Source organism: Microbacterium enclense, assembly GCA_038182865.1.
Taxonomy (GTDB): Bacteria; Actinomycetota; Actinomycetes; order Actinomycetales; family Microbacteriaceae; genus Microbacterium; species Microbacterium enclense_B.
Genome location: CP116226.1, coordinates 1,576,409 through 1,594,826, shown reverse-complemented (window position 1 = coordinate 1,594,826; position 18,418 = coordinate 1,576,409). Strand labels below are relative to the sequence as shown.

Below are 18,418 nucleotides of genomic sequence, written 5' to 3'. Positions count from 1 at the left end.
CATCACGCGGTCGGGCCGAGCGGCGGGAGAAGTCCGCGCGCGGCGGCGCTCGCCCGCGCCACGATCAGTGACGGATCGACGATGTCACCGCGTGCGATCGCGGCATCCAGCTCCCTGAGGGAGATCCGAGAGTGCCGGACCTGCTCCGCGGGGTCGGAGGCGTCGGCGGTGCCGCGACGAGTGCCGGCACGGCAGAGGAAGAGGTGCACCGGCCACGCGGCACGACCCGGGTTCACGAAGAACGTCTGGAGCGGGACGAGCTCGCTCGGCACGAGCCCCAGCTCTTCCTCGAGTTCGCGTCGTGCGGCGGCCTCGGGCGACTCGTCCCGGTAGCCGGCCCCGCCGGGCAGATCGTCGATCCAGCGGTCGAGCGGGTACCGATACTGGCGGGCGAGGACGACGTCCTGCCCATCGATCACGAGCGTCGCCACGGCGAAGGGCACGCTTTCATCCACCTCGTACGTCGAGGGCGATCCGTCGGCCAAGATCACCGCGTGCTCGACGATGCGGACCCGACCGGCGTAGACCTCTCGACGACCGGCCGTCTCCCACCCCCGCTCGGTTTCGTCGCCCACGCACCCACGCTACGCGCCCCGTCGCACACGGTGCGCGGGAGGAGCTCCAGCGGGCCGGGCTGCGCGATCCGGCCGGCGACGTCCGGCGCTTTTGGACTCGCTCGCGGCACCGGCGAGAATCAACTGTGCTCGATGGACCGGTGATCGCCGAATGGCTCCCCGTGTCGGTGGCATCCCTGCTCCTGCTGCTGCTCGCCGCGGGCGTGGCCGGATGGGTCGATGCCGTCGTCGGCGGGGGCGGGCTGATCCAGCTGCCGGCGCTCGTCATCGGCGTACCGAAAGACGTCGCGACCCCGTTCATCCTCGGTACGAACAAGCTCTCGTCGTTCTTCGGCACGCTCTCGGCCAGTTGGGTGTACCTGCGCAAGATCCGGGTGCAGCTCGTGCTGCTGCTCCCGCTCGTCGTCGGGGCGTACGCGGGGTCGACGATCGGCGCCGCGCTCTCGCGATACATCGCGCGCGAGGTGCTGACACCGATCGTCCTGGTGGCCGTGATCGCCGTCGCCCTGTACACGCTGCTGAAGCCCCGCATGGGTCTCGAGCACGAACCCCGGCACAGCGCCAAGAAGGCCATCGCCTGGCGCGCCGCGGCCATCGGCCTCGCGGTCGGCTTCTACGACGGCATCCTGGGTCCGGGCACGGGATCGTTCTTCGTGATCCTCATCGTGAGCGTGCTGGGCTACGGGTTCCTCCAGGCGAGCGTCAACGCGAAGATCGCGAACCTCACCACCAACCTCGCAGCTCTTGCGGTCTACGGCGTGCACGGCGAGATCCTGCTCGTGCTCGGTCTCGCGATGGCCGTGATGAACGTCACCGGCGGCTTCATCGGTGCGCACATGGCCACGCGTCGCGGCAGCGGGTTCGTGCGCATCGTGTTCCTGGTGACGCTGTCGATCCTCATCGTGAAGCTCGCCTGGGACACGGTGGTGCAGTTCACGTCGTGAGCGCACCTTCGCACCACGGTTGAGTGTCCAAGACACCCGGACGATTTTTCGCGGGCTCCGGGTGTTCTGGACACTCAACCGGCGTTGGGCGGCAGAGCGTGCGCGTCAGGCGACGATGTCGGCCACGTCTTCGGGCTCGGATGCCACGTCGAGACGCAGCGCCTTGAGCAGCGGCACACCGTGCTTGGTGGTGAGCACGAGACGCTCGAACTCGTCGTGACCGGTGAGGTCGATCACGACGCTGGGCTTGCGACCACGGATGATGACGAAGTCATTGCCGCCCGCGGACTTCCACGTGCCCGCGCCGACCGCCACGGGCAGGTTTATGCCGGGGTTCGGAACGCCGCGCAGCCACGTCCAGGCGTCGTCGGTCAGCTGGACGCGCTCGATGTGCTCGCGCGGGACGACGATGTTGTTCTTCCGGAACGACACAGCGCGCTCGGTCGGCGACAGCACGACCTCGAGCTGCGTCGCATCGAGCAGCAGGGTCACCATGGCATCCATCCTGCCAGCCACCGCTGACACTCACCGGAGAGCGACCTCACGAGAAGGCAACGATCGGGCACCGGCCCGGATGTCGGAGCCGAGGGATAGCCTGGAGCGATGAGTACGGGCAGTGTTGCGCCGAGAGTCGCACCGGCCCGAGGCGCATCGATCGACGATCTCCTCGATCGCGTGCGTGCGGGCCACCGGCCGGACGTCGACGAGACCGAGACGCTGCTGCAGGCTCCGCTCGACGACCTGTTCCGCGTCGCCGGGGCCCTGCGCGACGACGGCCTGACCCGCGCGGGACGCGCCGGGGTCCTGACGTACTCGCGCAAGGTCTTCGTCCCGCTGACGACCCTGTGCCGCGACCGGTGCCACTACTGCGTCTTCGTCGACACCCCCGGCCAGCTGAGCCTCCTGCGCAAGCCCACCTACATGAGCCCGGAGCAGGTGCTCACGGTGGTGCGGCAAGGCCAGGCCCTCGGCTGCAAGGAGGCGCTGCTCACCCTCGGCGACCGCCCCGAGGAGCGCTGGCCCGAGGCCCGGGCGTGGCTCGACGAGCACGGCTTCGCGTCCACGATCGACTACGTCGCGCACATCGCCCGGCTCATCACCGCCGAGACCGGCATGCTCGTGCACGCCAACCCCGGCGTCATGCATCCCGACGAGCTCGCGGCGCTGCGGCCGGTGTCACCGTCGATGGGCATGATGCTCGAGACCACCTCCCGGCGTCTCTACGAAGAGCCCGGCCAGGTCCACTACGGCTCCCCCGACAAAGACCCCGACCTGCGCCTGACGGTCATCGACGACGCCGGAGCCGCCGGCATCCCGTTCACCACCGGCATCCTCGTCGGCATCGGCGAGACGGTGCGCGACCGCGCCGAGTCGCTCGTCGCGCTGCGCGACCTGAACGACCGCCACGGCCACGTGCAGGAGGTGATCGTGCAGAACTTCCGCGCGAAGCCCCGCACCGCCATGCAGGGCGCTCCCGACGCCGACATGGCCGAGTACCTCGCGGCCGTCGCGACCGCGCGGATGGTGTTCGGCGCCGACATGCGCATCCAGGTGCCACCCAACCTGTCCGACCCGCGCGAGCTCGGCGCCCTCATCGCCGCGGGCATCGACGACTGGGGCGGGGTCTCCCCGTTGACCGCCGACCACGTGAACCCCGAGCGTCCGTGGCCGCAGATCGACGACCTCGCCGCCCAGACAGCGGCCCACGGCTACACGCTGCGCGAGCGGCTGACGGCGCACCCCGAGTTCGTTCAGGATGCCGAGACCTGGATCGACCCGGCCCTGCACGCCCCCGTGCGGGCTCTGGCGGACGCCGAGGGGCTCGCGGCCGACATCATCCCGCGCGCCGCCGTCGGTCCCCGGACGGGAGGAGATCCTGCCGACGGAGGAGACTCCGGCCGCGCGGCATCCTCCGCTCCCCGGATCTCCTCCGCTCATCACCAAGACCCCGTCGTAAGTGTCCGCGACCCCGGCGTGAAGCGCCTCGCCGAGCGGGCGGCATCCGACCCCCTCGCTCTCGACGACCCCGAGTGGACGCGCCTGCTTCGCGCCACGGGCACCGACCTCGACGACCTCGCCGCCACCGCCGACGACGCCCGCCGCTACACGGTCGGCGAACCCGTCACCCTCGTACAGAACCGCAACCTCACCTCCACGGGTTTCCGCCGCGGCGGGCGGAGCGCCGCGGGCGAGTTCGATCTCGACGACGCAGCGGCCATCGCCGCCGACGCTGCGGAACACGGCGCGACCGAGATCTGCATCCAGGGCACGCTGCGCCCCGACGAAGATCCGACGGGCTACCTCGACCTCGTCCGGGCCGTGAAGCGCGGGGCTCCCGGCATCCACGTCCACGCGTACCGCCCCGCCGACGTCCGCGACCTCGCCGACCGCGGCGGGCTCGGCCTCGACGGTGCCCTCGCCGCGATGCGCGCCGTCGGCGTCGACACCGTACCCGGCACGGGCGTGAAGGTCCTCAGCGAGCGTGTCCGCGCACTCATCGCCCCGGGCGACCTCGAGATCGACCGCTGGGTCGAGGGCATCACCGCGGCCCATCGCGCGGGATTCCGCTCGACGTCGGTGCTGTTCTACGGCCACGTCGAGACGGCCGGCGAACGGATCGCGCACCTGCGCCGACTGCGCGAGATCCAGACCGAGACCCGGGGCTTCGCGGAGTTCGTGCCCATCCCGCTGCCCGGCGGCGACGTGCCCCTCGTCGACGGGCGCGCCCCCATCGACGAGCACCGCGCCATGGTCGCGGTCTCCCGCCTTCTGCTGTCGGGGAGCATCCCGCACGTGCAGATCCCGTGGACCCGCGTGGGTCGCGAGACCGCCGGCGCGCTGCTCCGCTCCGGTGGCGACGATCTCGGCGGCACCCTGTACGACGGACGCGTCCTGCCCGACACCGGCATCGAACAGGGGCTCGAACTGCCGGTCGCCGCGGCCGAGCGCATCGCCCGCAGCCTCCTCCGACCGTTCCGCCTGCGCACGACCGATTACCGGGTCGCCGCAGAGAGCGCGGTCCGCGCATGAGGATCATCGACGTCGCGATCGTCGGCGCCGGCTTCGCCGGTCTCGCGATGGCCGGCGCGCTCCGGCGCGCCGGTCGCGACGACATCGTGGTGCTCGAACGCGCCGACGACGTGGGCGGAACCTGGCGTGACAACACCTACCCGGGTGTCGCGTGCGACGTGCCCGCCCACCTCTACAGTCTCGCCGCGCACCCGAACGCCCGGTGGTCGCAGACCTTCGCCCCCGGTGGCGAGATCCAGTCGTACCTGCGCGACGTCGCGGCACGAGAGGGTCTCGGCGACCGACTCCGCCTGCGCACCCCGCTGCTCGGGGCGGAATGGGATGCCGTCGACGCGGTGTGGCGGCTCGACACCGGCGCCGAACCGCTCGTCGCCCGCTCCCTCGTCCTCGCGTGCGGCCGTCTCACCGAGCCGCATGTGCCCGCCATCGAGGGCCTTGAGTCGTTCGATGGTCCGCTCTTCCACTCCGCTCGGTGGGATCACGACGTCGACCTCACCGACGCGCGCATCGCCGTCGTCGGCACGGGTGCCAGCGCTGTTCAGCTCGTGCCCGAGCTCGCGCGCCGAGCGGCGCACGTGACCCTGTTCCAGCGCACACCCGCCTGGATCGTGCCGCGCGGCGGGGGCGACATCCCCCTCGCCGAGCGCGAGCGCCTCGACGACAGCCCGGGAGATCTCGCCCGCTTGCGCGCGGGCCTCTACACCGAGGGGGAGGCACGGTTCGCCTCGCGGTCGGGCGACGCCGCCGCGTCCGCCGCCGCCCGCGCCGTGGCCCTCGATCACCTGCACGCCCAGGTCGCCGACCCCGCACTGCGCGACGCCCTGACGCCCGACTATGCCTTCGGGTGCAAACGCGTGCTGCTCTCCGACACGTTCTACCCCGCCGTCGCCTCGCCGGCCGTGACCCTGGAGCCCACCGCGCTGGCCGCGGTCGACGGGTCCACGCTCACCGCGGCGAGCGGGGAGCGGTACGAGGCCGACGTCCTCGTGCTCGCGACCGGATTCGCCTCGACGCAGCAGCCGTACGCCGAGCTGGTGCGCGGCGACCACGGCAGCCTCGCGGAGCACTGGTCCGCGGGCATGACCTCGTTCGGATCCACCGTCGTCGCGGGCTTCCCGAACCTCTTCGTCCTGAACGGCCCGAACGCGAGCCTCGGGCACAACTCGGCCGTGCTCATGGCCGAAGAGCAGGCGGCGTACGTGGTGCGTGCGCTCTCGGAGCGCGACCGGCGTCCCGACCGGGCGCTGCGTGTGCGCCCCGAAGCCGAAGCGGCATACACCGAGGAGATCGCCGCCGCCGCGGCATCCACCCCCTGGCTGACCGGCGGGTGCCGCAACTGGTACGTCGACGACCGCTCGGGGCGCTTGACCCTGCTCTGGCCCGGTACCGTACAGGCGTTCCATGAGCGGCTCGTCGGCACCGACGGGTCGGAGTTCGAGCCCGCGCACACCCCCGTGCGCGGCTGCGAAGTTGGAGGAGAGAAATGACCGTTCCCCTGCGATTCGGATACAAGGCGTCGAGCGAGCAGTTCGGACCCAACGAGCTGCTCGACTTCGGCGTGCTGGCCGATGAGATGGGCTTCGACTCCGTCTTCCTCTCCGACCACCTCCAGCCCTGGATGCACGACGGCGGCCACGCCCCCAATGCGCTGCCGTGGCTCGGCGCGCTGGGGGCACGCACCGAGCGCGTGATCATCGGCACGAGCGTCCTCACCCCGACGTTCCGCTACCACCCGGGCGTCATCGCCCAGGTCTTCGCGACCCTCGGCGTGATGTATCCGGGACGCGTCGTGCTCGGCGTCGGCACCGGCGAAGCGCTGAACGAGGTGACGCTCGGCCTGGAGTGGCCCGAAGCCCCGGAACGCTTCCAGCGGCTCAAAGAGGCCATCACGCTCATCAACGAGCTGTGGGCGGACGAGCGGGTCACGTACGAGGGCACCTACTACTCGGTGAAGGATGCCACGATCTACGACCGCCCCGAGCAGAAAGTGCCGATCTACATCGGCGCCTCGGGCCCGGCGGCCACCCGTCTGGCCGGCCGCATCGCGGAGGGCTACATCACCACGAGCGGAAAGGAACCCGAGCTCTACACCGAGAAACTCCTCCCCGCGCTCGACGACGGGCTGTCGAAAGCCGGTCGCACGCGCGACGACGTGGACACCCTGATGGAGGTCAAGGTCTCGTACCACCCCGACCACGACACCGCGCTGGAGAAGACGCGTTTCTGGGCCCCTCTGGCCCTCACCGCCGAGGAGAAGATGAGCGTGCACGACCCCCTCGAGATGCAGCGGCTCGCGAACGAGCTGCCCATCGAGCGGGCGGCATCCCGGTTCATCGTCTCGACAGACCCCGACGAGCACGTCGAACGCATTGCGCGCTACGTCGACCTCGGGTTCCGTCACCTCGTCTTCCACGACCCTGGCCACGACCAGGAGGAGTTCCTGCGCATGTACGGCGCAGAGATCCTCCCCCGCCTCCGCGCGCGCTTCGCCTGACGCCGCGACCCACTCGCACGTTTTGCGGGCACACCGCTACCCCCATCCGGAAATGTCGGGGGCACGACCCACAATGGATGCGATGAGCACTCCCGAGATCCGCGACGGCTGGTTCGTCGTCGTGCCGGTCAAGCCCGCCGCGCTCGGCAAGACGCGGCTGACCGTCGCGACGTCCGACCGAGAGGCACTGGCCCGCGCCATCGCGCTCGACACGATCGCCGCTGTCGCGTCGACGGCCCGCGTCACGCGCGTCCTCGTGGTGACCGACGACGCCGAGGTGCGCACGCAGGTCGCTCAGTGGCCCGCGGTCGACGTGATCGCCGAGGGCGACGTGCGCGGCCTCGACGCGGCGATCGCGCTCGGTGCCGATGCCGCGGGTGTGGGTGCCGCCCGGGCGGCGTTGCTGGGCGACGTGCCGGCCCTCCGGCCCCACGATCTCGAGGCGGCACTGACACTCGCGGGAGACGTGGAACGGGGCCTGGTGTCGGATGCCGAGGGCACCGGCTCCACCCTCGTCACCGCCCGCCCCGGGGCGGTGTGGGTCTCGGCGTTCGGCGCCGACTCCGCTGCCCGCCACCGCCTGCTGGGGTGCACCGACCTCGCGGTTCCGCGAGAGTCCACGCTGCGCCGTGACGTCGATACGGCTGCGCAGCTGGCCGAGGCCGTGGCGCTGGGCGTGGGCCCGCGGACGGCCGCGGTCCTGCGCGCCGCGGTGGCCTAGCCCCCGAGCGCACGCCGAGGTCGCAGAATTCTTCGCACTTCGCCGCTGTGCGGCGAGATTCTCCGAACGTCGCTCGATCCTCCGAGAAATCGCTCGCGTCCTACGCGCGCACGGCGGCTCGTGCGGCTCCGGGACGTTCCTCGCGCCCCGCGACGACATCGGACGCGTGCATCGGAGTCGGCCTCGATCAGCCGTGGCATCCGAATCCGTCGCACTCGTCGCGATTCCGGGGCGATCGCGACGAATCGAGAACTGATTCCGCGAATCGGACAATACCCAGTGTGAGCATCCACGACGGCGACATCATCGTTCGGTCCCTGACGCACGGGGCCGTCTTCGCCGACCTGTACGACCGGCACGAGCGCGTCATCCACCGCTACGTCAGCAGGCGCCTCGGCACGAGCTTCGCCGAAGACGTGACGTCGGAGACGTTCCTCGTCGCCTTCGCCCGCCGAGCGTCGTTCACCGGCGGCCTCGACGCGCGACCGTGGCTCCTCGGCATCGCCACGGTGCTCATGCAGAAGCACGCGCGGCTGGAGGCGCGTGCATGGCGCGGCATGCAGGCCGCCGACATCGCCCGCGTCCACGTCGACGACATCGAGAGCGCCGACGAGCGGATGGATGCCGACGGCCTCGCACCGCACCTCGGTGCCGCCCTCGCGGGCCTCTCTCGCGGCGACCGCGACGTGCTGCTGCTCCACACCTTCGGCGAGCTGGACTACGCCGGTATCGCCGAGGCCCTCGGCGTCCCTCTCGGGACCGTCCGCTCCCGCCTCAGTCGCGCGCGCCGGAAGATCCGCGCGGCCCTCGCCCCGCATACGACCCCGACCATCGGTCGAGAAAGAGAGCACCACCATGGATGACATCTCGCTGCTGAACCGTGTGCGAGCCGACGTCCCCGACCGCGCTCCGCAGGACGTGATCCGCGGCCGCGCGGCACTGCTGCGCGCGATCGATGCGCCGCCCGCTCCCGCTCCCGTTCGCCACCCGCGTCGGCGGTGGATCTGGGTCGGATCGGCCGCGGCGGCCACGTGCGCCCTCACCGGGGTGATCGTCTTCGGCGGAGCCTTCGGCGCACCCGTCGGCGCCGACCCGGCCGCCGCCGCGGTGCTCGGCACGGCGGCCACCGCCGCACGGAACGTCGTCGACCCGGTCGTCGGCGCCGGTCAGTACCTGGAGATCCGGACGGATGCCGTGTACGCCGCGTCGGGGACGACCGAGGCGGATGCCGAGGAGGCGCGCGAACGCGACGGCACCACCGAGGAGGGCGACGTCACGTCGTTCCTCGAGCGAGACGTGAGCGCCCTGTGGGTGCCGGCCGACCGTTCGGGCGAGTGGATCGAGGTCCGGTGCGCACGGACCCCGGTGCAGACCTTCGGCCCCCAGTCCGAGACGTTCGCCGCCGAGATGGGCATCGTGGGAGGCGATAGGCGCACGGTGTTCCCGGGGGGAAAGACGGAGTACGGCGCGCCCATCACGATGTTCGACGCCGATACCGCCGCCGACCTCCCCCGCGATCCTCATCGGTTGCTGGAGAGGATCTACGAGGAGAACGGCAACGCCGGCCCCTCGCGGGACGGCGAGGCGCTCGTGTGGCTGGCCGACCGGCTGCGCTCGGGCACCGTCCCGGCCGATCTGCGCTCGGCCTTCTACGAGACGGCCGCGCTGATCCCCGGCGTCACGATCACGGAGGAGCAGGCGACCCTGAACGGCCGAACCGGCACCGCGATCGGCCGCGATGAGGGTGCGAACGGCTTCCGGCAGGACATCATCATCGACCCGGAGACGGGGGCGTTCATCGGCGAACGCCAGGTGCTGCTGCGCCCCGGCGCCGACATGCCCGCGGGAACGGCCATCGGATCCACGTCGGTGACGACCACCGTCGTCGATGCGGCACCCGAGGGGACGAGCCTGTGCGCGGGGTGACCGGTGTCGGACCCGCCGATCTGGTGCTCCCGCCCACACAGGTGCTCATCCTGAGCGGGGAGCCGCAGCCGTTCGCGCCTCCCGCAGCGCGACTCTGAGGGTCGCGGATACGGAAAGGTGCACCGGATCCGGACCGAAACGCCCTCGGCATCCGGATCCGTTGCGCTTCTCCGGATCCGTTGCGCGGCGCCGAGCTCGCCCCGGCCGACGCTCAGGCCCGCAGCGCCGCCTCGGCGATCGCGGCCGAGGTCTCCTCGTCCCGCATCCAGAGCGGCGCGACGAGCGCACGGATCCCCACGGCCTCGACTCTCGCGGCGTCGGAAGCATCTTCCTCGGCGAGCAGCCAGGCATCCAGCACCCCGCCCGCCGTACGCGCGCCGTAATGCTCGGCGACGGCCGCGGCCGAGGTCTCCACGCCGATCGCCGTGAGACACACGTCGGCCATCCCCCGCACGACACGTCCCCCGATGATCGGGGACACACCGACCACGCGAGCCGATGTCGCGCGCAGCGCCTCCGGGATACCGGGGACCGCCAAAATCGGGCCGATCGACACCACGGGGTTCGACGGCGCCAGCAGCACCACGTCAGCCTGCGCGATGGCATCGACGACGCCGGGAGCCGGCGTGGCATCCGTGATCCCCGGGTTCTCGAAAGCTGTCGGGGTGAGCTGTGCACGGTGGCGCGTCCACCACTCCTGGAAGTGCAGGCGCCGCCCGTCGTCGAGCAGCACGTGGGTGTCGACCTCGCTGTCGGTCATGGGGAGGAGCCGGATGCCGAGCGGCCACCGCTCCGCCACCCGCTCCAGCACCTGGGTCGGCGTGAGGCCGTCGCGCAGCCATCCGGTGCGGGCGAGATGCGTGCCCAGGTCGAGGTCGCCCAGCGTGAACCACGGCCAGCCCGCGCCCCACGCCTGCAGCTCCTCGTTCACGCGCTCGGTGTCACCCGCACGCCCCCAGCCGCGCTCGGTGTCATTGACTCCGGCGAGGGCGTAGGTGATCGAGTCGACGTCGGGCTGCAGACGCACCCCCGACAGCCAGAGGTCGTCACCGGTGTTGACGACCACCGTGGCGTCGGGTGCGCCGAGCCGGCGCAGAGCGGTGCGGACCCCGAGGGTGAACTTGGATCCTCCGACTCCACCGGCGAGGACGACGACGCGAGGGGCGGAGATCTCCATCCCCCCAGTCTTCCATTCGGGGAAGCGGCAGACCTCGTCGGCTCCCTCAGGACGATACGGGGCCGATCGTACGCCGCGCCCCCGGGGCCGTCGCACGCGGGCGCCAGGTCGCGCGACGACGGCGCGGCAGGTGGCCAGCGAGGGCGAGATCGGTACGACGCGCCAACGCAACGGCAGCCACAGCGACCACGGCGACGGCGAGAGCGAGGACCACGAGGGCGGAGACGACGAGCATGCTCCCAGCCTCGCGATCGCGACGACGACGCGCATCGTCAGGAAGGACGATGCCCCTCCCCCGAGAGGATGAGATCCGTCACTGCGCGAGCAGCGTGGGGTCCAGCGCCTCCGCGGCCGCCTTCGCCGCCGTCGGCAGCGCGTCGAGCACGTGCTCGAGCGCCGCGTCGTCGTGCGCGGCGGTGAGGAACCACGCCTCGAACACGCTCGGGGGCAGCGAGACGCCGGCATCCAGCATCGCGTGGAAGAACGGGGCGTACCGGTACGACTGCTGTGTGAGCGCCGCGGCGTAGTCGCGCGGGACCTCGGGCAGGAAGGCGACGCCGAACAGGGAACCCGCGCGCGGCACGGCGTGCACGACGCCTTCCGCGGTGAGCGCAGCATGCAGCGCGTCGGCCACGCGGGTGGCGGCGGCGTCGACGGCGGCATAGACCTCGGGCGTCGCCAGTCGCAGCGTGGCCAGGCCCGCGGCGACCGACAGCGGATTGCCCGACAGCGTTCCGGCCTGGTACACCGGGCCGAGCGGGGCGAGGTGGTCCATGACGTCGGCTCGGCCGCCGAGCGCGGCCAGCGGCATCCCTCCGCCGACGACCTTGCCGAACGTGAGGATGTCGGGCAGGTACGTCTCTCCCTGCGAGACCTGCAGCCCCCAGAAGCCGGCGGGGTGCACGCGGAATCCGGTGAGCACCTCGTCCATGATCAGGAGCGACCCGTGGCTGTGCGCGATGTCGGCGAGAGCGGCGTTGAAACCGGGCAGGGGCGGGACGACACCCATGTTGGCGGACGCCGCCTCGACGATGACCGCGGCGATGTTCTCGCCATGCACCGCGAACGCCTCGCGCACGGCGTCGAGGTCGTTGTAGGGCAGCACGAGGGTCTGAGCCGCGATCGGCGCGGGCACACCGGCAGAACCCGGCAGGGCGAGAGTGGCGACGCCGGAGCCCGCCGCGGCCAGCAGCCCGTCGGAGTGTCCGTGATAGTGCCCGGCGAACTTGATGAGGAGGTCGCGGCCGGTCACGCCGCGCGCGAGGCGGATCGCCGTCATCGTCGCCTCGGTGCCGGTGGAGACCAGGCGCACCTTCTCGACGGGCTTCAGGTCGCCGACCTGCACGCGGTGCGCGATGAGATCGGCGAGCTCGACCTCGGCGCCCGTGGGCGCCCCGAACGACAGACCCCGGGATGCCGCCTCCCGCACGGCCTCGACGACCTCGGGGTGCGCGTGCCCCAGGAGCGCCGGACCCCACGAGGCGACGAGGTCGACGTAGGCGCGGCCCGTGGCATCCGTGATCCGGGGACCCGAGGCCGACTGCACGAACCGCGGCGTCCCGCCGACGGATCCGTAGGCGCGGACGGGAGAGTTCACCCCGCCCGGGATGACGTCCATGGCGCGGGCGAACCACTGGTCGTTGAGGTCGGTCATGGCATCCATTCTTCCGGGCGCGCCCTCGAGACGGGCCGAACCCGGCCGCTTCTCAGGCGACGGTCGGGGGAAGGAGGCTCAGAGCTCTGCGCGGAGCCAGCGGGCGGCCTCGAGCGCCCAGTACGTCAGGATCGCGTCGGCGCCGGCACGACGGATACCGAGCAGGCTCTCCAGGATCGCGCCACGGCGGTCGATCCAGCCGTGCGCGGCAGCGGCCTCGACCATCGCGTACTCCCCCGACACCTGGTAGGCCCACACCGGCACGTCGACCGAGGCCTTCACGTCGGCGAGCACGTCGAGGTACGGCAGCGCGGGCTTGACCATGACCACGTCGGCCCCCTCTTCGACGTCGAGAAGGGCCTCGCGCACGCCCTCGCGCCCGTTGCCCGGGTCGAGCTGGTACGACCGGCGGTCGCCCTTCAGCTGCGAGTCGACGGCCTCGCGGAACGGGCCGTAGAAGGCCCCGGCGTACTTCGCCGAATACGCCAGGATCAGCGTGTCGGTGAAGCCCTCGGCATCCAGGGCCTCGCGCACCGCCCCCACCTGGCCGTCCATCATCCCCGACAGCCCGAGCATCGCCGAGCCCGCGCGGGCCTGCGCGAGACCCATCGCCGTGTAGCGCTCGAGGGTCGCGTCGTTGTCCACCGCACCGTCGGCCCGGAGGACACCGCAGTGACCGTGATCGGTGAACTCGTCGAGGCACAGGTCGGTCTGCACGACGAGCGCATCGCCCACCTCGGCGACCACGGCCTCGGTGGCGACGTTCAGGATGCCGTTCGGGTCGTCCGCCCCGGAGCCCACCGCGTCACGCGTCTCGGGCACACCGAAGAGCATGACGCCCCCGATGCGCTCCTCGGCGGCCTCGACGACGGCGCGGCGGAGCGAATCGAGCGAGTGCTGCACGATCCCCGGCATCGAGCCGATCGGGCTCGGCTCGGTGATGCCCTCGCGCACGAACATCGGCAGCACGAGCTGCGAGGGGACGAGGTGCGTCTCACGGGCGAGACGGCGGACGGCGGGGGTGCGGCGCAAACGCCGCGGGCGGTGCTCGGGAAAACTCATGGGGTCGATTCTTCGGGGGGAAGGGGGAAGCGCGCGACGGCCTCGATGAGCGACTCGACGGTCTGCCTCTCGGCGACGACGTCGACGCTGAGCCCGGCACGCTTGGCATCCTTCGCGGTGCGCGGGCCGATCGCGGCGATGACGGTGGATGCCGGGATCTCGGGGAACTGCGCGACCACCTGTTCGGCGACCGAACCGCTGGTCACCAGGATCGCGTTGATGCGTCCGGAGTGCACATCGCCGGCGATCTTCTCCGTCACCGGGACGCCGACCGTGCGGTAGGCGACGACGCTGCGCACGTCGTGACCCGCCTCCATGAGCAGGCGCGTGAGCACCGGCTTGGCGATCTCGCTGCGGAGGGTGAGGACCTTCCGCGGTTCGGTCTCGAGCGCGATCATCTGCTCGGCCATACCCTGGGCGGAGTTGTCGCGCTCGGGCACGAGGTCGACGCGGTAGCCGACGGCCTGCATCGCCGCGGCGGTGGTCTCGCCGACGGCCGCGACCTTGGTCGACGCGGGGATCTCGGCGCGATACGCGTACAGCACGTCGACCGTCGTCGCGCTGGTCAGCGTCAGCCAATCGAACGCACCGGCGGCGAGATCAGCGAGAGCCTGCTCGAGGGTGGCCTGATCGTTGGTCGGGGCGAAGTTGATCAGGGGCGCGATGACCGGAACGGCCCCACGCTGGCGAAGACTGGCGGCGACGCCGTCGCCCCAGGGACCACCTCGGGGCACGAGCACCCGGCGACCGGCGAGCGGCTTGGGCACGCTGCCCGTCGAGGTTGTCGGCGTCTGCCGGTGGCCTTCATTCATGTGGTCGACTCTCGTGGTACCAAGTCGGCCGCCCCACGTTCGAGCAACCGACGCGCGGCTTCGCGGCCTACACGCGCTGCCCGCGCGATCAGACCCCCGTCGTCGGCAGCATCCGCTCCATTGCCACTGCCCGTTTCCCGAGCATACCCCGGCTCGACACGCACTGTCCGGTCGATGCCGATGCGGTGGGCCCCGTCGAGCGCGTAGACCACGGCTCGCAGCCGCAGATCACCCTCGACGATCGCGGCGTGTGTGCCGACGGGGGCGTGGCATCCGGCGTCCAGGACCGACAGCACGGTGCGCTCGGCCGTGATCGCGGCGCGGGTGTCGTCGTCGTCCAGTGCGGCAAGCGCCGCGAGGATGTCGGCGTCGATGTCGGCGCGCGTCTCGACGGCGAGCGACCCCTGCCCCGGGGCGGTCGGCCACTCCGCGAGGCCGAGCGGCTCGGCCAGCAGGCCGCCGAGCTCTCCGCCCAGCCGCGAGATGCCGGCAGCGGCGAGGATGACGGCATCCAGCTCTCCATCCCGCACGCGCGCGAGGCGCGAGTCCACGTTGCCGCGGATGTCGCGGATGTCGAGGCGCGGGTTGTGGCGGAGAGCCTGGGCGATGCGACGGGGAGACCCGGTACCCACGCGCGCACCCGCTTCGAGGGCGTGCAAGGGCGTGCCGTCGCGCGTCACCACGACGTCGCGGGCGTCTTCGCGCGGCGGGGTGGCGGCGATCACGAGCCCCTCGGGCTGCGCCGTCGGCAGGTCTTTCAGGGAGTGCACGAGGAAGTCGCACCGACCGGCGGCCAGCGCCTCGCGCAGACCGTTCGCGAACACCCCTCGACCGCCGAGCTGCGAGAGCGAGGCGCGGTTGACGTCGCCCTCCGACACGATCGGGACGAGTTCGACCGTGCGACCGGAGGCCTCGGCGACGGCGTCGGCGACCATCTGCGACTGCGCCAGTGCCAGCGCGCTGCGCCGGGTGCCGAGACGCAGAGGCGCGCTCACTGGAGGATCTCGGGGATCTCGTCGAGCGTCACGAGGCGGCCGGTGTAGAACGGCACCTCCTCGCGGACGTGGCGACGTGCCTCGGTGTAGCGGAGGTCGCGCATCATGTCGACCAGATCGGTCAGGAGGTCGGCTTCCATCGGCAGGAGCCACTCGTAGTCGCCGAGGGCGAAGGATGCCACGGTGTTGGCGATCACGCCGCGGTACTCCGAGCCCTTCTTGCCGTGCTCGATGAGCATCTCGCGGCGCTCGGACTCGGGCAGGAGGTACCACTCGTAGCTCCGGACGAACGGGTAGAGGCACAGCCACCCCTTCGCCTCGATGCCGCGGAGGAAACCGGGCACGTGCGAGCGGTTGAACTCCGCGTCTCGGTGCACACCCATCGCGTTCCACGTGGGCAGCAGGTTCTTCAGCAGCTCCGTACGGCGCAGGCGACGAAGGTCGCGCTGCAGGGCCTGGGGGTCGGGTCCGTGGAGCCAGACCATGAGGTCGGCGTCGGCGCGCAGACCGCTCACGTCGTAGAAGCCGCGGACGGTGACGCCGTCGGCTTCGATGAGGGCGGTCACGTCGGCGAGCTCGACGGCGTCCGTCGCCGTGACGGGGTTCTCGGGGTCGCGGCGGAAGATGGCCCAGAGCGTGTAGATCGAGGAGGAGCTGTCATCGGACATGCTCTCAGTCTCGTCTTGTGCGCGCGGGCGATCAAACCGGTTGGCTCACCGACGAAGCACCGATCGGCCGTTTTCCGCATCCGCGTGCCACATTGCGTCCGGCGTTGGTACTGTGCGACGACGGCGTCGGGGGACGCCCGCCGAAAGGGTGCCCCATGTGGCTGTACGACTTCCCCATGTCCGTGGGACTGCCGCTGTTCATCGTCTTCGTGGTCGGCATCTCCTGCGGCATCCTGCTGATCCTGCGCAAGTGGGTCTTCCGGGTCGCGCCTCAGGGTGAGGAGTGGGACCGCGTGCTCAGCTACGCGGTCGGCGCCTACGGCGTGTTCTACGGAGTCACGCTCGCCCTCATTGCCGCCGCGGCCTACGGGAACTTCACCGAGGTCGACGGCGTCGTGCTGGAGGAGTCGTCGTCGCTCGCGTCGCTGTACCGCACGGCGACGTTGCTCCCCGAACCGCAGCAGAGCCAGTTGCAGGAACAGATCGTGCAGTACACCCGCGCGGTGATCGACGAGGACTGGCCCCAGCAGCGCCGCCTGCAGCTGCCGTCGGAGTCGGATGCCAACATCACCGGCATCCAGCAGGCCATCGACGCGGTGCAACCGTCGTCGGCGGTCGAGGTCGTCTACGTGCAGGAGGCTCTCGAGCAGTTCCGGCAGCTCGTGCACGACAGGCGCGACCGCATCGCGCTGACCCACTTGTCGCTCCCGGGCGTGCTGTGGATCGTCCTGAGCGTCGGGGCGGTGCTGAACGCGGTGCTGATCGGGCTCATCGAGGTCCGCAACCTCCGGATCCATCTGCTGATGTCGGGCATGCTCGCCCTCTTCGTCGCGCTGCTGCTGTACGCGATCGCAGGGTTCGACCACGCCTACGCCGGTCCGATCGCGGTCACGCCCGAGTACTTCCAAGACCTCCTCGACGGACTGTTCCGCAAGGAGCCGTAGGCCGCGATTCGCGCCGCGGCGCGCCCGACCTCGACTCCGCAGGACGGCACGTGGGCGGCATCCGGATCCCCGACATCCCGGGCCGACCCGCGGCGTGCCGTCACGCGGAGATCCCCGGCGACACGCCGCTGCCCCGGCCCTCCCGGCGGCGCGCCCGCCCTCAACCCCGCAGGACGGCACGCGGGCGGCATCCACCTCCGCACGACGAAGCGGCCCGCCCCCATCGGGAACGGGCCGCCTTGCAAATCTCAGCGCGTGTAGGCGCGGACGATGCCCCAGACGGCGAGACCGACGAGGCTCGCGACGCCCGCGACGACCGCGGCCGCCGCACCGGGATTGCGCTGCGCAGCCTCACGGACTTCGCGGACCTTGTCATCGACGGCCTGGCTCGCGCGACGCGGGATGTTCGCCTTGTCTTCGAGAGCGGCCAACGCGGCCTTCAGCTCGGCGCGGGCCGACTGCACCGGGTCGGTGATGCCCAACGGCACCGCGGTACGGGGAACGGGGACGGGACGCTCAATACTCACTGCCGGCCTCCTTGACGATGCGGACGTCTTCGGCGATGGCCTCGCCCGGGTTCTCGCGGTTCGACAGCTTCTTGAACCGCAGCCAGCCGAGCAGGGCCAGCACCGCTGTGATGAGGATCATCACGCCGAAGACGATGAGCGCCGCCGCCCACACCTGCAGCCACAGCGACAGCAGGGCGATCACGAAGGCAAAGAACACCGGTACGGCCCAGAACACGACGATCAGGGCGCTGACGAACCAGCCCGCGCCGATCCCGGCGTCTTTCGCCGTGCGCTGCGCCCACGCCTTCGCCCCGTTGATCTCCGCGATCACGAGGTTGCGGACGAGTTCGGGGATGTCGCCGATCAGCGTGAACAGGCTGTCGTCGGAACGGTCGCGGAACCCGCGAGGAGTGGTCATGCCTCAGCTCCCGGACGAGGTGGAGCCGCTCTTCGACGTGCGAGCGCGCGTCGTCGCCGTCTTCTCCGCCTGCTTCGCGTCGTCGACGGAGTCCTCGACGACGTCGGCCACCTCGGATGCCGACTCCTTGGCGGCGCGGCCGGCCCGCTCAGCGCGCTCCGAGACGCTTCCGGACTGGGCTGCGGCGCCGGTGACCGACTTCGCGCCCTTCCAGACCACGCCGGGGACGGACTTCAGAGCGGACACGCCGAAGGCCTTGACCTTCTCGACCTGTCCCTGGACGACGGGCTGTTCCCAGACCTTCTCGGCCTGCGCCTTGATCTGCTCGTACCGTTCGCGGCCCGCGCGGGCACCGAGCACGTAGCCCGCCACGAGTCCGACGACGAGTGCTGCTTTGCCCCTCATGGGGTCTCCTCACGCTCGATCGAGTGCTGGTCGACTCTCACGATAGTCACGTATTCCGATTCCGGCATCCGCCCTTGACAGACC

The 18,418-nt window shown here is 71.3% G+C and carries 20 protein-coding genes; 8 read left to right on the top strand and 12 right to left on the bottom strand.

All coding sequences use genetic code 11. From position 1 onward, the window contains the following. Window positions 1-2: 2 nt before the first annotated feature. Window positions 3-575, bottom strand: coding sequence for an NUDIX hydrolase (locus PIR02_07495; GenBank protein WZH38507.1), 573 nt, complete (start codon window positions 573-575; stop codon window positions 3-5). A 125-nt stretch (window positions 576-700) separates the two neighbouring features. On the opposite strand from PIR02_07495, the gene PIR02_07490 reads away from it, so the two are divergent. After that, window positions 701-1,519: a TSUP family transporter gene (locus PIR02_07490; GenBank protein WZH38506.1), complete on the top strand. Its 819-nt coding sequence runs from the start codon at window positions 701-703 to the stop codon at window positions 1,517-1,519. A 105-nt stretch (window positions 1,520-1,624) separates the two neighbouring features. On the opposite strand, the gene PIR02_07485 is transcribed toward PIR02_07490, so the two are convergent. Next, window positions 1,625-2,014 carry a hypothetical protein gene (locus PIR02_07485; protein ID WZH38505.1) on the bottom strand — a complete coding sequence of 130 codons (390 nt, stop codon included), beginning with the start codon at window positions 2,012-2,014 and terminating at the stop codon, window positions 1,625-1,627. 108 nt (window positions 2,015-2,122) lie between these two features. Between PIR02_07485 and cofG the strand changes: the two genes are divergently transcribed. From cofG to PIR02_07455, 6 genes are all read left to right on the top strand, one after another. Beyond that, window positions 2,123-4,549 carry a 7,8-didemethyl-8-hydroxy-5-deazariboflavin synthase CofG gene (gene cofG / locus PIR02_07480; GenBank protein ID WZH38504.1) on the top strand — a complete coding sequence of 809 codons (2,427 nt, stop codon included), beginning with the start codon at window positions 2,123-2,125 and terminating at the stop codon, window positions 4,547-4,549. Further along, entirely contained in the window at window positions 4,546-6,036 is a 1,491-nt protein-coding gene (locus tag PIR02_07475) for an NAD(P)/FAD-dependent oxidoreductase (protein WZH38503.1), read from the top strand. The genes cofG and PIR02_07475 overlap by 4 nt, the downstream gene beginning before the upstream one ends. Then, the gene (fgd, locus tag PIR02_07470) at window positions 6,033-7,043 is read left to right on the top strand and encodes a glucose-6-phosphate dehydrogenase (coenzyme-F420) (GenBank protein ID WZH38502.1); all 1,011 of its coding nucleotides are present in this window, start codon (window positions 6,033-6,035) and stop codon (window positions 7,041-7,043) included. Before PIR02_07475 ends, fgd begins: the two co-directional genes overlap by 4 nt. Window positions 7,044-7,125: 82 nt before the next feature. Continuing rightward, window positions 7,126-7,764, top strand: coding sequence for a 2-phospho-L-lactate guanylyltransferase (cofC, locus tag PIR02_07465; GenBank protein WZH38501.1), 639 nt, complete (start codon window positions 7,126-7,128; stop codon window positions 7,762-7,764). A gap of 281 nt (window positions 7,765-8,045) precedes the next feature. Continuing rightward, entirely contained in the window at window positions 8,046-8,627 is a 582-nt protein-coding gene (locus PIR02_07460; GenBank protein WZH38500.1) for an RNA polymerase sigma factor, read from the top strand. Continuing rightward, entirely contained in the window at window positions 8,620-9,690 is a 1,071-nt protein-coding gene (locus PIR02_07455) for a CU044_5270 family protein (protein ID WZH38499.1), read from the top strand. The genes PIR02_07460 and PIR02_07455 overlap by 8 nt, the downstream gene beginning before the upstream one ends. Window positions 9,691-9,901: 211 nt before the next feature. On the opposite strand, the gene cofD is transcribed toward PIR02_07455, so the two are convergent. The 7 genes from cofD to PIR02_07420 form a co-directional block, all read right to left on the bottom strand. After that, the gene (gene cofD, locus PIR02_07450) at window positions 9,902-10,867 is read right to left on the bottom strand and encodes a 2-phospho-L-lactate transferase (protein WZH38498.1); all 966 of its coding nucleotides are present in this window, start codon (window positions 10,865-10,867) and stop codon (window positions 9,902-9,904) included. 46 nt (window positions 10,868-10,913) lie between these two features. Then, complete coding sequence (locus tag PIR02_07445) at window positions 10,914-11,102, bottom strand: hypothetical protein (protein ID WZH38497.1); 189 nt, start codon at window positions 11,100-11,102, stop codon at window positions 10,914-10,916. A 78-nt stretch (window positions 11,103-11,180) separates the two neighbouring features. Next, a complete protein-coding gene (gene hemL, locus PIR02_07440; GenBank protein ID WZH38496.1) occupies window positions 11,181-12,521 on the bottom strand; it encodes a glutamate-1-semialdehyde 2,1-aminomutase in 1,341 nt (446 codons plus the stop codon). A 78-nt stretch (window positions 12,522-12,599) separates the two neighbouring features. Further along, the gene (gene hemB / locus PIR02_07435) at window positions 12,600-13,583 is read right to left on the bottom strand and encodes a porphobilinogen synthase (GenBank protein ID WZH38495.1); all 984 of its coding nucleotides are present in this window, start codon (window positions 13,581-13,583) and stop codon (window positions 12,600-12,602) included. Then, complete coding sequence (locus tag PIR02_07430; protein ID WZH38494.1) at window positions 13,580-14,395, bottom strand: uroporphyrinogen-III synthase; 816 nt, start codon at window positions 14,393-14,395, stop codon at window positions 13,580-13,582. The genes hemB and PIR02_07430 overlap by 4 nt, the downstream gene beginning before the upstream one ends. After that, entirely contained in the window at window positions 14,392-15,390 is a 999-nt protein-coding gene (gene hemC / locus PIR02_07425; GenBank protein WZH38493.1) for a hydroxymethylbilane synthase, read from the bottom strand. The genes PIR02_07430 and hemC overlap by 4 nt, the downstream gene beginning before the upstream one ends. Then, the gene (locus tag PIR02_07420) at window positions 15,387-16,058 is read right to left on the bottom strand and encodes a chlorite dismutase family protein (protein ID WZH38492.1); all 672 of its coding nucleotides are present in this window, start codon (window positions 16,056-16,058) and stop codon (window positions 15,387-15,389) included. The genes hemC and PIR02_07420 overlap by 4 nt, the downstream gene beginning before the upstream one ends. Window positions 16,059-16,213: 155 nt before the next feature. Between PIR02_07420 and PIR02_07415 the strand changes: the two genes are divergently transcribed. Next, on the top strand, window positions 16,214-17,002 hold the full coding sequence (locus PIR02_07415; GenBank protein ID WZH38491.1) for a DUF4239 domain-containing protein: 789 nt from the start codon (window positions 16,214-16,216) through the stop codon (window positions 17,000-17,002). A 248-nt stretch (window positions 17,003-17,250) separates the two neighbouring features. Here the strand turns inward: PIR02_07415 and PIR02_07410 are convergent, their stop codons facing one another. Genes PIR02_07410 through PIR02_07400 form a run of 3 tightly spaced genes read right to left on the bottom strand, consistent with a single transcriptional unit; the run spans window position 17,251 to window position 18,334 of the window. Then, the gene (locus PIR02_07410; protein ID WZH38490.1) at window positions 17,251-17,529 is read right to left on the bottom strand and encodes a hypothetical protein; all 279 of its coding nucleotides are present in this window, start codon (window positions 17,527-17,529) and stop codon (window positions 17,251-17,253) included. Beyond that, window positions 17,519-17,929, bottom strand: coding sequence for a phage holin family protein (locus PIR02_07405; GenBank protein WZH38489.1), 411 nt, complete (start codon window positions 17,927-17,929; stop codon window positions 17,519-17,521). The genes PIR02_07410 and PIR02_07405 overlap by 11 nt, the downstream gene beginning before the upstream one ends. A 3-nt stretch (window positions 17,930-17,932) precedes the next feature. After that, window positions 17,933-18,334, bottom strand: a complete 402-nt coding sequence (locus tag PIR02_07400) for a hypothetical protein (protein WZH38488.1) — start codon at window positions 18,332-18,334, stop codon at window positions 17,933-17,935. Between the last annotated feature and the right edge of the window lie 84 nt (window positions 18,335-18,418).